This window comes from Methanosarcina spelaei (assembly GCF_002287235.1).
In the GTDB taxonomy this organism is placed as follows: domain Archaea; phylum Halobacteriota; class Methanosarcinia; order Methanosarcinales; family Methanosarcinaceae; genus Methanosarcina; species Methanosarcina spelaei.
Window position 1 is genome coordinate 1 of record NZ_LMVP01000379.1, and the last position, 16,299, is coordinate 16,299.

The 16,299-nt window shown below is 36.4% G+C and carries 7 protein-coding genes; 4 read left to right on the forward strand and 3 right to left on the reverse strand.

The features are described 5' to 3' along the window. Positions 1–2,971: 2,971 nt before the first annotated feature. On the forward strand, positions 2,972–7,630 hold the full coding sequence (gene cobN / locus ASJ81_RS14885) for a cobaltochelatase subunit CobN (RefSeq protein WP_095645073.1): 4,659 nt from the start codon (positions 2,972–2,974) through the stop codon (positions 7,628–7,630). A 647-nt stretch (positions 7,631–8,277) separates the two neighbouring features. Here the strand turns inward: cobN and ASJ81_RS14890 are convergent. Then, on the reverse strand, positions 8,278–8,823 hold the full coding sequence (locus tag ASJ81_RS14890; RefSeq protein ID WP_095645074.1) for an SET domain-containing protein: 546 nt from the start codon (positions 8,821–8,823) through the stop codon (positions 8,278–8,280). A 488-nt stretch (positions 8,824–9,311) separates the two neighbouring features. Between ASJ81_RS14890 and ASJ81_RS14900 the strand changes: the two genes are divergently transcribed. The 3 genes from ASJ81_RS14900 to ASJ81_RS14905 all read left to right on the forward strand — a co-directional run bounded on the left by ASJ81_RS14900 (position 9,312) and on the right by ASJ81_RS14905 (position 12,293). Beyond that, positions 9,312–10,460 carry a S8 family serine peptidase gene (locus ASJ81_RS14900; protein ID WP_170943335.1) on the forward strand — a complete coding sequence of 383 codons (1,149 nt, stop codon included), beginning with the start codon at positions 9,312–9,314 and terminating at the stop codon, positions 10,458–10,460. A gap of 926 nt (positions 10,461–11,386) precedes the next feature. Further along, positions 11,387–11,548, forward strand: a complete 162-nt coding sequence (locus ASJ81_RS22880) for a hypothetical protein (RefSeq protein ID WP_170943336.1) — start codon at positions 11,387–11,389, stop codon at positions 11,546–11,548. 286 nt (positions 11,549–11,834) lie between these two features. Beyond that, positions 11,835–12,293, forward strand: a complete 459-nt coding sequence (locus ASJ81_RS14905; RefSeq protein ID WP_095645077.1) for a hypothetical protein — start codon at positions 11,835–11,837, stop codon at positions 12,291–12,293. 1,882 nt (positions 12,294–14,175) lie between these two features. Here ASJ81_RS14905 and ASJ81_RS14915 read toward each other — a convergent pair. Then, positions 14,176–14,700 (reverse strand): hypothetical protein, encoded by a 525-nt coding sequence (locus tag ASJ81_RS14915; protein ID WP_095645079.1) that lies wholly within the window; start codon positions 14,698–14,700, stop codon positions 14,176–14,178. 531 nt (positions 14,701–15,231) lie between these two features. Then, entirely contained in the window at positions 15,232–16,038 is an 807-nt protein-coding gene (locus tag ASJ81_RS14920; protein WP_095645080.1) for a PT domain-containing protein, read from the reverse strand. Positions 16,039–16,299: the final 261 nt, after the last annotated feature.

Below are 16,299 nucleotides of genomic sequence, written 5' to 3' on the forward strand. Positions count from 1 at the left end.
TTTTGATGGATTTTTATTCATATTCTCATTTCTCCTATTTTTTCATAGGGTTCAGTCTGCCTGCGCGGAAATCCCAATATCTTAAGTTCAACGGTGTTTAAGATTGGGCAATAGTTCATTTTTGCTTCAAGAGTTTTCGGACCTTCGAAAGTGAGAGAGGCAACCGATTTGGTTCTTAACTTTTTATTTTTAAATTCTTCGTTCGATATTCCGTTTTTTTTATTTTTTACGTTTTATTTTTATTTTCTTCTCATATCCTGATTTTTTACAATTTCTTGATTATTAATATTACATTATTTATATATATTAAAATCAAGAAAGTCTAAACAGACAAAAATGAACAAACCGATAATGCCATCTTGCTGGCAAGACGCTTAGTAGTTAGATTTTTTGCCGGAGAGTACACTAAATTTCCTTTTTAGTAAGAAAATTTGGGCACAGAGCCGTATCAGGTGAAAAAAAGTACTTTTATTTTTTCATCTGTTAGAACCTCCTTTCTTTTCATAGAGTCAACGGTTGCTCAGTGCGAAAGAACCACTGCTACATTCAAGTGGTAAGGATTAGGTTTCTGACCTTCTCAAGATGTTTGGAACAACCAGTTTTTTTAAGGCTTTGAGGATGGAGGCTGCGAGATACTTTATTGTTACCGAAACTTTCCTCCTGCAGTCCCGGAGCTAGAATGTAAATTCTTTTTTTGAAGTTCCGGAATTTGGAGAGAATTATAATTCTTTCCAATTACTGTTACTTCCTCTTACAGATAAAAATTTTTGGCTAACAATTTTTAGCCTTTTGGGTAATAACTTCCAACCTGATTATGAAATAAATCAAAAAAAATTTCTCTTGGTTTTTCTTTTTCCTATTTCTTCTGAGTCCCTTTAGTGCATATGATAAATTCATAAATATGGCCTAATTGGATTACGATTTTAAAATCAAAACCACTATATCATGAACTTAGTTCCTAATTTAACAAAGATTTAATAAAGCTTATACGTTGAAGTATATTTTGTAAACTGTATCAAAATATAATAATTTAGGACTTAAGTACTTAAGGCCCAAAATTAAGCATTGTCGCCGTTGTGAATAGTTTAGTATTTTTGATATTTGAAAGTTTAATGATATTGATTTTTCACTTCAATCCGTAAGTCTTATATAACAATGGAACGGTATCAAAAAATGCGCATTATATTCTTTGAATAATATGCCCAAATAAGTGAAAGTCCTTTTCATTTACTTTTTTTGTTTATTTACTTCATCATTACGTTAGGACAGTAAGGTTGTCTTTTCTTTGGTTCTATGAAGCTGTCAAAAAACTAATTATTGAATTGTCATCGAAGTCTCAGATGTGACTTTGATCACAGATACTAAATTGTCTTTGAGGCAATTCTACTGCTCTAGAAATGATGAAGTAATGTAAACTCGAGATTGCTTTTTTAATCAGGTCTACCGTTATCAAAAAAATTTAAATCAGACGAGAAAAGTATGTTTCCTCATTTCATTATGTATTCCTCCTATGTTTTCATAGTGGTTCGATTAGCCTGTACGGAACCTGTGTATTCCCATAAGTGTGTACCTAGGAAAGGATTCGTACTCCTTGAAGTTGCAGGCTAACCGCCACTCAAGAAAAATATGAAAAAAGAAGAATTTTGTACCTCAGAGAAAAGGCCCTTAGTTTACTTCCAAGTCGTTTTTGCGTTTTTTGAATTTTAAGGAAAAATGTACGGAACTATTTTTCAGTGAAGTTTATAGATTATGCAGCTGATACCTGCTTTCAGTATCTTCCACATAGACTTGGCTGTGCTGGCTGTATCTGGTCTTTTTCATTTGGGTTGAACGAAGAGTTCTTAAGAGCTTTTTAAGGACTTTTTTAAAAGTTCTTAATAAGTTCTTAAGGAGGTATTATGGAAGGTATACTGCTTAACTCTTGTATTATCAGTTAGCAGGTGGTCATAATGAGTTAAACTGGTTTAACACCATTACTTCCATTTTTCAGCACATCGGTTCCAAAGTACATCCACAAATCTGAAATTTTTGAATCTATCTATGAATCAATGGACTTCACATTAAAATGGATTTATTTTTGGAACCTATACACTGTAATCTTAGTAACAGGATATAAGTCTAACAAAAACGATAATAAGTTTGATCTTTAAAAGCAACATTGAAAAATGATCTATGAAATTGTCTATGATCCACGAAATTGTTTCTATTAATATTTGTTCATATAAACTTGTCATAAGGAAAGAGGAACACAGTCAAAAAAACGTTTTTTGTAATTACTTTCTATTAATTTGAATTATTCATGAATTATAATTATTTTCATTTTAAATAATATCTTAACGTAACATGTATTTATCTTGAATATCTGTCCCTTTTATTTTATACAAACTTTTGACTTTGTTACTTTTTATATTTTATTATTTTTATATTTTGTTTTTTATAAGTATAAATTTTCAAAATATTTTGTTTTGACTGCAAGTACGCCTATTAAACCGATTATAATTCAATAAATAGCACTTGATGAAATTCTTTGGCCTATTTCCTATTTATTGTTACCTTATTGGCTAAAGATTATTATCCAAAATCTTAGTCTTTTATACAAGTAAACTAAAATTGAGCTGAAGTTACGTAATTGTTTACATATTGAGGTGAGGAATCGAGAACTTGTGAGGCTATTTTTCTTTAAAATGTTTTTTAATAACAGGTGTTAAATGATGTTTTTCTTTGCATTGAGAAGTAAAGTTTACTTTAGTTATTTACATACAATGCTATTTATCTTTCTTACTAATCTAATTTTTCATGTCTACTGATGAAGAATTGAAAAGTGAAAGAGTAAGGGATTTCTTGCAAAAAGCGTGCAGTCTCATAGTAATAATATCCTCACAACAACACATTTTAAATTATTTTTTAAATAATAGGAAGTCAATTATTTTGCGAAGTACTGAACGGTAAATTATTTTCTGGAGTAGAGGTTATGAATGAAAAGTCGAATAAAGAAATAAGTCTTTTGAAAAAGAAAATTAAGGCTTCGATAATGGCATTCTTAATGTTTTTAATGCTGTTTTCGATATCTTCGGCAGCTGGAAGCGTGGATCTTCAATATGAGCTTGTTGCCAGCACAACCAGTGATGCTGAAGGTAATTACCTGTTTTCCGACATTCCCGACGGAGATTATACGCTTATAGCTCTTTACAACGAGGACAAATGGCGCCGTGCCGATGAACAAATTCGGATTCAGAACGGAACGGATCTTTCAGTGAACCTCGATACCTCAAGCAGGGATATCGATGAAAACGAATCACAAGCTCTTTTTGAAATGTCTGGCGGCGATGCTAACCCGTCTGGCAGTGCCAAAATTAGCGGACTCACCCGTCAGAAACAGATGAATGCTGACCCTATACCTCTAGGTTCAACAAAAGTTCTTTTGTTAAAGGAAGCTGGAACGGAAGCTCAGGATAATTCCGGTGAGACTCAGAATAACTCCAGTAAAACTCAGGATAACTCCAGCCAGGTTCAGAGTAATTCCAGCCAGATTCAGAGTAATTCCAGCCAGATTCAGAGTAATTCCAGCAACAACCAGAATCTGAACATTGCAATAGTAACCGGATACAGGAGCCATGAGCTCCCTCTCAAAAACCTGATGGAAAAGCTCAACAATGACAGCAACTTAAACCTTACTCTTAACTGCTTTATGGCTGACTATGTGATGGAAAACGATGTTGACCTGAGCACGATGGACATAATATACATCAATATGCTCAGTCCTTCAACAGCCCAGAAGCTTACACCAACAGTGGACAGTGCAATTACTAACGGGTGTGTGGTTATTGATGATGATACCCTTTTGAATGAGAGTATCCCGCTTCCTGAAGACCAGATTGAGAGCTACAGGGAAAAACTGAACAACTACTGGCTTAACGGGGCTTATGAACAGGATAATTTGAAAAATCTCGTATTCTGTATCGCCAGTGACTGCTGCGGCAGGTCTGACCTGCAGTACGAGGAGCCGCATACGCTTCCTGAAAGAGCGATCTATCACACGAACATGACAGGCTACTTTACCGATTCTCTGGATACCTACCTTGCGTGGTATTCAAACCGAAGTGATGGAGGGCATGTATACGATCCTGCAAAGCCCACAGTTGCAATTACCATGTACCAGAGCTATTTCCCATTCCAGATTGAACCAATTGATGCCTTGACCTCAAAACTGGAAGCAAAAGGCTACAATGTTATTGCCACATATGGATCCGATAACCTATCCTCAGGTGATTTTTTCAAGCAGGGGGATGAAGTTCTTGTAGATGCGATTATTTCATTTACGTACTTTGGCAACAAGTTTGATGCCGAAGATCTCGATGTACCTGTAATTAACGGCATTATTGACAATTACATGAACAAAACCGAGTATGAAGCCAGCAGCAGACCGCTTCCTGCGGACAAGATGATGAAGCTCGATTTGCAGGAACTCTGGGGAGCTATTGACCCGATAATAATGGCTGCAACGGAAGTAGATCCCGAAACAGAGACCGAGACTTCGGTTTCCATAGATTACCAGGTAGACTGGCTCGTTGACCGCGTGGGAAGCTGGGTAAACCTTAGTGAAATTCCGGAGTCGGACAAAAAAGTTGCTATAATCTATTATAATCACGGAGGAGGGAAGGATAATATAGGGGCCTCTTATCTCGATGTCGTTCCGAGTTTGTCCAACCTTCTTGATGCTATGGCTAAAGACGGTTATGCCTTGAACGAACGCCAGTCCCTTAACGAAACCGAACTCCTGAACTTGATGCTTACTCAAGGTATCAATATAGGGACCTGGGCTCCAGGGGAACTCAAGAAATTGGTTGATACCGGAAAAGTCGTTCTCCTCCCGGAAAGTACTTATGAGCAATGGTTTTCGGAACTCCCTGAAGAGAGACAGCAGGAGGTAATTGACCAGTGGGGTCCGGCTCCTGGAAAGATCATGGTCTGGGAAAACGAGAGTGGAAAATATCTTGTGATCCCCAGAATTGAAGTAGAGGAAAACGTTATTCTGGCTCCGCAGCCTTCAAGAGGCTGGCTTGATGATAACGAGGCTCTCTATCATGACAAGGATTTACCTCCTCACCACCAGTACATTGCTTTCTACCTCTGGCTCCAGCATTCCAAGGAAGAAGGAGGATTCGGCAGTGATGCCCTTGTCCACTTCGGCAGGCATGGTACTCAGGAATGGCTGCCTGGAAAAGAGTTCGGGCTCTCCAGGTACGACTGGCCTTCCCTGATGATAGGTGATAAGCCCGTGATTTATCCTTATGTCATGGACGGGCTTGGTGAAGGCAATGAGGCAAAGCGCAGAGGAGGAGCAGTCATAGTTGATCATCTTGTCCCGCCAATTCTTTCAGCAGGAAGCTATGGGGATTATGCAAATCTGAGCGAAGCTATCCAGAACTATGAACAGGCAGATACAAACGCTTCCCTTAAAGCGGCTCACAGGTCTGAGGTTTTAAACCTGACTCAGTCTCTTTCCCTGGATGAAGATTTCAACATGACAGAGGCAGAAAACAACGAGACTTACTTTAGTACCACTTTTCTGGAAGGGCTTGAAGATCTTCTGGATGAGTATAAGAGCCAGTCCATGCCTTACGGACTGCATGTCCTGGGCACAAGCCCGAAAGGAGAGCAGCTTGTGGGCATGGTAAATTCCATGCTAGGCACTGAGTTTGCTGATTCGGTTAATGAATTCAATAAAACCGAAGGAGCTCAGCTTTATCTGCTTGACCTGGTCCTGAACCAGGGAGTCAACTCCACAACTGCCCAGAAGAAGGTACTTGGAAAAGGAAACGAAACCGTCAATACTTTCCTTTCCAGTGCAAAAGAGTATGCTGTAAACCTGTCTCTTGGGGAAGAGGAAATCAATCAGGTTCTCAAGGCCCTGAACGGCAGTTTTATACCCGGGAACCTCGGAGGCGACCCTGTTAGAAATCCTGAAACTCTACCGTCCGGAAGAAATTTCTACGCTTTTGACCAGCGGATAGTGCCAACAGAAGCTGCCTGGACTCTCGGGCAGGAAATGGCTGATCAGATGCTTGAAGCCTACGTTGCCGAGCACGGAATCTACCCGAAAAAGGTGGCTTACGTCCTCTGGGCAGGAGAAACCACAAGGCACGAAGGGGTTATGGAAGCAGAGATCCTCTACCTGCTCGGGGTTAAGCCTGTGTGGAACAGCGGCAGGGTAGTTGATGTGGAAGCTATTCCTATGGAGACGCTGGGAAGACCGAGTATTGATGTGGTAATGCAAATTTCAGGCCTCTACAGAGACATGTACCCTGACAAGGTTCGCTTGCTGGACAAGGCCGTAAAACTGGCTTATGCCCAGGAAGACTCTCCCAATTATGTCCGGGAAAATACAGATGCTCTGAAATCTTCTTTGACGAGTGAAAGTTCCCTTAATGAAAGTGAAGTTCTGGACCTTGCCTTGCTCAGGATTTTCGGGTCTTCGGACGGCGCTTACGGCACAGGTCTTCCCAATGCAGTTTCTGCAAGTGATACTTGGGAAACCAATGGCGCACTTGCAGATCTTTACATTAGCAAGATGTGCAATGCCTACGGAGAAGATGTATGGGGCGAAAACCTGAAGGATCTTTTTGAAAAGAACCTTGAAGGAATTGAAGCTACAGTACACAGTCGGAGTACAAACCTCTATGGAACTCTGGACAACGATGACTTTTTCCAGTACATGGGAGGGCTGAATCTTGCGGTCAGTTATGTTTCGGGAGGAGAGTATCCTGATTCATATATCACGAACATGCTGACAAACGGAGACGAGAAAACCGAAACCCTGGAAAAGTTTCTCACGAGGGAAACATACTCCAGATATTTCAATTCAAAATGGATCGAAGGTATGCAGGGTAACGGTTATGCAGGAGCCAGGGAAATGTCAGATTTCGTTGAGAACCTCTGGGGCTGGGAAGCTACGAACCCGGACTTGATCAGTGATGACGTATGGAACCATGTATATAAGACGTACGTGGCAGATCAGGAACTAAGAGACTGGGTTAAGCAGAATAATCCTTATGCTTACCAGGCTATGACAGCCAGAATGCTTGAGACCGCCCGCAAAGGGAACTGGGATGCTTCGGATGAGGTACTCGAAAACCTGGCTACGGAATATGAAGAGTCCGTAGTTGAAGATGGGGTTACCTGCTGCCACCATACCTGCGGAAATCCCCTTCTCAACAGCTACGTATCAGGCATGGTCTCGGTCCCGGGTTTTAGCGAAGCAATAGAAAATGCTACGCAGGAATCCCTTGAACAGGAAGATACTGAAAAACAAAGCAGCAGTGGTGAAAAACACAGCAGTAGCGGGAATAAAGGAAGTTCGACGCCTGTAATTAGGAGTACAGGGAGCAGCAATCAGACTGTTGTAGAGAGCGATGCAGGATATGGAGTTGATTCTCCCGAACCTGCTCCCGATGTCTCAAAATCAGCTGCTGACCAGGATTATGTTGAAGGCTATGAGATGCAAAAAGACTCCGTAGACGAGCCAGATAATAGCGGTTTCTCATTTTCGGGTTCCGATATTTTTGGGATTCTCTTCGTATTAGCAGCCATTGGTGGAATCTATCTCGGATTCTATAAAAAGAAGATGTAAAAACTCATTGAAAGAATATTGAAAGAATATTGAAAGAATATTGAAAGAATATTGAAAGAATATTGAAAGAAGAGAGCTTTCGTTTGATGCTCTTTTCTTTTCCGTTTTATTTTTTCATTTTATTTTTTCATTTTATTTTTTCGTTTTCTTTTTCCATTTTCTTTTTTGACTGTTTTATATAGCTATTTTTCCTTAGAGCATGTTTTAAAATTTAAATCGTTTCTACAATTGGATGTTTCTACAATTGGATAATGGTCAACCTACATTCCGCAGATGTACACAGATGTAGAATTTATTTGCCGATTTGCCATATTATCTCATCAAATCCGATTTTAAGTTTTTAGCTTATTGCCGTATTGAGATAATAAGTGGCATTTTTGTGTACATCTGCGGAAAGTGGGGTCAACATAACTTTAAATTCATATAACGAATTTTTCTGAAATTTGCTTGTTTTCTCTGTTCATTTTGAAGACTAATTATAATGACTCTGCAGGAATTCTCTCTGAACTTGTTTTCACTAGGCTCGATTTAAACCTTGAAACTTGACGCTACAGCCCATTTCAAAATACCCGTTATATTACAGTACTCAAAAACTTGACTTTGAATTTATAGAAATATTGGCAGCTATTCAGTCATCAAATTCAAAATCAAGGGATGCTCATTTTGTAGTCATAATCGGCATCATATTTTCTGTAGTCAGAAGTAAGCTCTTCGCCTTGTTGTATATCTCTTGCAGCAAAAGTTATTCCTTCGTTCTCTTCTTCGGGAGTTTCGTCTATGCAATTAGGATCATCGGAGTGATTAAAAAAACGAGCATCATCAAGACATAGAATATATTTATTTGTATCCGGATTAAGATATGCATATTTCAAAAAACATTCTTTAGTTGTCTCCGGCAGTTTAGCAAGTTCATTTTTATCAATTTTGATATCAAATCCAGAGTGAAACTTCCATATTATAGTTCCTTTTGGAATAAATTGATTAGCGAAAAGACCAATACCGTTTATCTTACTTGACCCTATTTTTGTTTTTGTTAACAGCATAAGGAAAAAGTGTGAGTTAAAATATTTGAGTATTTCGATGATAATGGTAGCATTATAAAAACCAAACCATATTGACTCTGTTCCAAAATCTAGTGATTTTTTCATTTCTTGATTGAAAATCTGAATTCGAAAGAAGAATCCCGTTTTCATCAAAATCAATATTCGACATCTAAAGACTTCAATCCCAAAGTTGTATCTCAGGGATGGTGACCAATTACAAAATCTAGTGATTTTTTATTTTATGTTCGTCACTGGATTTTGATACTGAGTCACCATATTTCTTAATACATAATTTATCTAGTTCAATGTCTAATAGTTCAATGTCTAATAGTTTAATGTCTAATAGTTCAATGTCTAATAGTTCAGTGCTAATAATGCTCTTTTCTTTTCCGTTTCTGAAATTTAGGTACATGTTGACATTAAAGATAGTACTCTATCTCGTTTTATTTGAAAATGGCAGTGTTGTGAATTTGCTGTAAACTATAAGTCAAGTTTTTGTACGCTGTGGATAATTTTGGCCTTTTGATATACGTTTGTAATAAATATTCAAAAAAGGATAATTATGTTTATTTTGTGATAATATTTGGCAATTGTTATATAAAATAATGGATATTTGAATATTTATGCGGAGAAGGGTAATGTTGTTTATGACGCTGATTTTTGTTAGCAGTTTAATGATCACTACTGCTGGAGCAGCACCGGTAATCATAAGCTTTAAAGATAAAGCTGATCCAGAGATTGTACAGCTTCATGGAAAAGTAACACACAGCTACAAGTACATACCTGCAGTGGCTGCTGACCTTCCGGAACAGGCAATTGAGAATCTGAAAAAAAATAACAAAATCGCATGCATAGAACCGGACTATGAAGTAAGTGTACTGGAAGAGGTCGTACCGTGGGGAATAACTAGAATTGGGGCTCCAGTGGTACATACAAATGGTGACAAAGGGACTGGAATAAACGTTGCAATAATTGACACCGGAATTAATTATAATAATCCTGACCTGTGTGACAATTATAAAGGAGGATATGATTTCGTAAACAATGATGCCGATCCTCTTGATGATAACGGGCATGGGACACATTGTGCCGGTATCATTGCTGCCGCAGATAATGATATAGGAGTTATCGGCGTTGCTCCTGAAGCTAATCTCTATTCACTTAAAACTGTTAATCGTACAGGAAGCGGCAATGTCAGCGACTTGATAACTGCAATTGAATGGGCAATTGATACCTGTAAGGATGCGGATACTTCAAATGATATTCAGATTATATCCATGAGTCTGGGTTCAAATGATGGAACGACAGCACTGGAAGCAGCATGTTCACAAGCATACGATTCCAGAATTCTGCTGGTTGCAGCTGCTGGAAACGATGGAAATGAAAGAGGAACAGGAGATTCTGTAGATTATCCCGGAGCCTACGGTTCAGTAATAGCAGTTGGTGCAACCGATTCCATGAATAAAAGGGCCTCATTTTCAAGCACAGGTCCAGATGTTGAGCTTGCTGCGCCAGGCGTTAATATTCTCTCAACCTATCAGGATGGCTGGGCTTCGTTAAGCGGGACATCCATGGCATGTCCTCATGTTGCAGGAACTGCAGCACTGGTTCTGGCAGCAAACCCATCTTTTACCAATGACAATATAAGAAGCAGGCTTGCACAAACAGCTACAGATCTCGGTACTCCAGGAAGAGATAATCTGTACGGATATGGACTTGTGAATGCAGAAGCTGCAGCAGCCGACAGCACCTGTGAAACAGCGATGAAAAACCGGAAAGTACCCTAAAAACATTAGAGATAGTTTTATCTTAAGCTGACTTATTTCGGCTAAAAAATGAAATACTTTTTAAAACATTACCAAATTCAGTAATCAGTAAGATAATCAGTAAGGTAATCAGTAAGGTAATCAGTAAGGTAATCAGTAAGGTAATCAGTAAGGTAATCAGTAAGGTAATCAGTAAGATATTTACTGAACTATAATTATCAGAATATTTTTATACATCGGACTGTATTGTTATCCTGGCAGGTCGATGGTTCTATTTCAGACGTAAAAGCTACCTACTAAATCAGATTGTTTTCACAAAGACCCCTACTAAAACTCCCATTTATCGGCCTGCTGTATTCTCCGTTTTTAGAAAAAGATTTTAAAAATGCATTGACTCTTTACTCATTTTCCAAAACACAATGAAAAGAATTACATGAACTCTTACAGAAATTTTATTAATTGGGCAAGCATGATCACCTTAGAGACTTCCTGCTTTTTTGATTACAGAATCTCTATTGCGGTCAATTTTCAGCCCTAGTTTTTCCTATCGATGACCGTAATCTATGGAATGATAGAGTTCAGATAAGCTTCAGTAAAAATTTGTTAAAAATAGAAAGATAAATTAGGAAGACATGTCTAAGGTTAATCGTTATGTTTTGGGAAAGGTGATTGATTGGGTACTGAAAGTCTTCGGACTTATAATAAAATCGAACCATCTTCATTTTCTATAAATGATAGAATAATCCAAATTATCGCGTTCTCCGCATTACTCCTATGGCTCATAGTATACGCGATCAAAATAATCGACTTTAATGAATATGATGGCGGTTCATTAATAAAATTAGTATTATTTGTAGCCGCATCTTTCTTTAGTGTCTATTCTTCTAGGCGCGTGGGTATATTATAAGATAAAACGTGTTTATTCCTATAATCCGTCAACAGAGGTAATGAAAGCAGTTAAATGGTTTATATTCGGGCTCTTTGTTCTCATGATATCGATTCCACTTATATTTTTCCCAGAATTCTACCGATTCTTTGATGCATACTTAATTGCATGGACATATGCAGGAAAACACTTAATGGGAAAGATTTCAAAAAGTCCGGAGTAAATCCTGGCTGAACTTGAGAGTAAAGGACGGCTTATTCTAAGTCCCTGTATTTGATTATAAGAAGCTCCTCCTAATCTTACCCAGTTCAGAAACGCTTCGCTTTTGGGCTTATTTCCTACGTTTTAGACATTTAACCATCTATTAATCGGTGAAAACTTTGATATGCTTGTTGTTATGGAATGATCGAGTTCAGAAAAGCTTCAGTAAAAATTTGTTTAAAAATAGAAAGATAAATTTAGGAAGACGTGCCTAAGGTTAATCGTTAAGTTTTAAGAAAGGTGATTAAGTGGGTACTGAAAATCTTCAGACTTGTAATAAAATAGAACCATCTTCATGTTTCATAAAAGACAGAATAATACAAATTATCGGATTCTCTGCATTACTGCTATGTATTGCTGTATACACGATCAAATCAATCAATTTTAACGAATATGCCGACGGTTCATCACTTGATGTCGGTTCATTAATAAAATCACTATTATTTCTAGCCTCTTTTTCTTTTATATTATCTATTTTCCTAGGAATATGGATTCATTATAAAACAAAAAATTCATCCTCCGATAATCAGTCAAAATGGATAATTAAATTAATTAAATGGTTTACATTAGGATTACTTGTTCTCATGATGCCAATTCCACTTATATTATTCCCAGAATCCGATAAACTCTTTGCAATATTCTCAATTATGTTGCTGTTTGCAGTAAAATATGTAAGAGATAAAATGTTAATAAAAATTGAAACTTAACACGAAAGAACATGCATGTAAAAAAGGAAAAAGCCGTATAAGATTTCAAAATATCTGTGAGTAAATCCTGGCTGAACTTGAGAGTAAAGGACGGCTTATTCTAAGTCCCTGTATTTGATTATAAGAAGCTCCCCCTAATCTTACCCAGTTCAGAAACGCTTCGCTTTTGGGCTTATTTCCTACGTTTTAGACATTTAACCATCTATTAATCGGTGAAAACTCTGATATGCTTGTTGTTATGGAACAATCGAGTTCAGAAAAGCTCCAGTAAAAATTTGTTTAAAAATAAAAAGATAAATTTAGGAAGATATGCCTAAGGTTAATCGTTAAGTTTTGAGAAAGGTGATTAAGTGAGTACTGAAAATCTTCAGACTTGTAATAGAATCGAACCATCTTCATTTTCGATGAAAGATAGAATAATACAAATTATCGGGTTCTCTGCATTACTACTGTGGCTCGTAGTATATGCGATCCAAACAACCAATTTTAACGAATATGAAGATGATTTAATAAAATTAATATTATATTTAACGGCATTTTCATTTATGGTATCTATTCTCCTAGGAACACGGGGACTCTGTTCCAAAATCCAGTGATTTTCGTATTTTTTAATTGAAGACCTGAGTTAGCAAGAAGAGTCCAGTTATCATCAAAATCAATATTCTACATCTAAAGACTTCAATTTTTAAGTTATGTCACAAGGATCATGACTAATTACAAAACCTAGTGATTTTGAACTTTAAATTCATCACTAGGTTTTGGTACTGAGTCAACACGGGCATATTATAAAATAAAAGGTTCTTATTCTAAAGATCAGTCAAAGTGGATAATTAGTGCAGTTAAATGGATTGCATTAGGACTATTTTTACTTATGACATCAATTCCACTTTATTTATTTCCAGAATCCAACCAATTTTTTGGTATATACTTAATTGTATTGACGTATACAGGAAAATACGTAATAAGAAAAATTTTCAAAAATCCAGAGTAAATTCTGGATGAACTTGAGCTTTTGGGCTTATTTCCTACGTTTTAGACATTTAACCATCTATTAATCGGTGAAAACTCTTATATTCCTATTGTATATGGAATGGTCTAGTTTATAAAAGCTTCAGTAAAAATTTGTTTAAAAATAGAAAGATAAATTTAGGAAGACATGCCTAAGGTTAATCGTTAAGTTTTGAGAAAGGTGATTGATTGGGTACTGAAAGTCTTCGGACTTATAATAGAATCGAACCATCTTCATTTTCGATAAAAGATAGAATAATCCAAATTATCGGGTTCTCTGCATTACTATTATGGACTATAGTATATAAGATCCAAATAATCAATTTTAACGAATATGAAATCGGTTTATTAATTAACGTCGGTTCATTAATAAAAGCAATACTTTTTCTAGCCTCCTTATTCTTTATGCTGTCTATCCTTCTAGGAGCATGGACATACTATAAAATAAAAAACACTTATTCCAATGATACGTCAGACCGGATAACTAACGTACTCGTGTGGTTTACATTAGGACTTATGGCCCTGATTATATCAATTCCACTTATATCATTCCCAGGATCCGACCTATTCTTTTCGACATATTTAATTGCATTGCTGTATGCAGGAAATCACATAAAACAAGAATTGTTAAAAAAAATTGAAACTTAACGCGAAAGAATATACATGTAAAAAAGGAAAAAGCCGTATAGGATTTCAATAAATCCGTGAGTAAATCCTGGCTTAACTTAAGAGTAAAGGGTGGCTTATTCTAAGCTTTTGAATTTGATTACGAGAAGCTCACCCAATCTCTTAGTTCAGAAACGCTTCGCTTTTGGGCTTATTTTCTTACTTTTTTGGTTTTGGTGGAGTGTGCATGACGTTAGGGTGTGTTCTTTTAAAAATTTAATTTGTCTATGTCTGTAATCATGTGACTAATCATGTCCTTTTCTTTTAAGCTTGTATTTCCGTTTCCTAAATCTTTACGTATTTCTAACAGAAGGGTTGTATATAGCTTAATTATTATAGTTGGATCAATTATTTGACCTTCAGCTTTCTGCTTTTCGGATTCAAATGTATATTGCATTAAATTTCCATAGGCTCTGACAACTTTATCTGAACCTAATAAAGTTAATTCAAATGAAGTTCTCCTATATTCTTGTGATAGCATTTGATCTGTTATTTTTTGTTGGTCGGTTCCTTTAGTAAACATTAGTATGAAAGGCGCCAATAAATCAAAGTATACTTTTCTTCTGTCCTCTATTAGCTTTTCCTCAATGGAACGTAATTTTGTGATCTTATTTTGTATAAATATCCCAATTATTGATCCTGAACCAAATATCGCGACTATTAATGTTAATATTGATTGAAAGTTGGCAGAGCTTATACTTGAGACATTTATATTTGAAATATTGGGATCCATGCTTTAACATCTCTTTTGTGTGGGGAATTAAGATATTAAGTGTTGACCTGTAGCATTTATTATTTTACCAAAATTTCCACCAGGATTTTTTATTCTCTGTATTCTCCGGAAGGGACTTCATGTTTAACTTACTGTTTTCTGAAAACTTTGTATATGCACTGCCTGCTTTTGTGTAACTTCATTTAGCTGGGGTAATACCAGCGTTCCTTAAACGAGATGCAAAATAATTAGGTTATGCTGAGAATTGTCAGCTATCAGTCCCTTTATATTGTTTATTCTTTTGACTAATGAAAGCTGCTGAATATTAATGATGATTAGGAATGGTAAAAATATAACTTCAAATATTCACTTTGGAAACGGCTTTGTATCCGTTGCTAAAGACAATATCGACAACAGGAATTATGAAATTATATCTTCGTCGTTCCTTAGTTTTCGAGATATTGATTTCAAACTTTCTTCCTTGAATAGATCATCTATTTTGAATCACATTTAAACTATGTTGGAATTATCCTTATATTATTCATTGAGTACCTATACTGTAGGTTGCACTATAGGTTGTTCTGAAATTTGTTGTACTATGGGTTGTGCTGTCGGTTGTACCGTGGATTGTACTATTGGCTTATTAGCAGTTTCGGCAGTCACTCTGGGAAGTAAATCAAAACCATACGTTTTCATACGTGAAATCCAAAATTCATCCAATTCTTTAGCTTCAGGATCTCTTATAGTAGGTTCGGTTCCATATTTTGGTTTACTTACTATTATTACTGGGCTTATTGATGGGGTATCATCCCAAGTTGTCAGATCGACTATACCGCAATAATCACTTCTAAATGTATGTTCAACCCTTGGAAAAATGTGGATACCTGCTTCATCCCCTTCACAGGCAGTTATTAAAGTCACGAGCTTATTTTTCCTAATTCCTGCTTCTACAATGTGATTTTGTGCTGTATTATCATAAGGGCTAGCAATCGTCACACTAGCTTGAAGATAACCCGGAACTGATTCTTTTGAAAAATCATATAGAGTGTACCTCCAGACGAATTCACCATTAATTTTGGTAACGTGATACATATGCCACTCTTTCCTAAAAAGTGTAATGTTCGCTTCCTCAGAAGTGAATTTTTGCGGCTGAGATAATAAACCAAAATTTTCGATAATATCCTTATTGGCCATTCTACCAAATAAAGAACCTAAACTTGCACCGAAAAATGTTCCTCCAATAGCTGTAAACAAAGGAATAGATAAAAAATAACCAGCAACTAAAAGACAAAATCCACCGAAAATCAAGCCAATATTAAGGCCGGTGTATCCCTTCAAATGAGATTCCATAGCAGTCATGATCACAGCTTCTATTCAAAATCATAATTCTGTTATCTATACTTTTTTTTTATTTTTTATTTTCCAATGATTCGGTTCTTCTATTATATTTAGTTTACTTTATACAATCTCAGAGCAAAATCGATCTGATTTACACATTAATAAAAGTTTCAGAATCAATTTCATATTTGAAGATTTATTGATTATTCAAGTTCGAGATTTAATAACCTAATTATGAATTGGTGGATTAGCGTATAATCAAAGATCAAACTTGTCGCCAAA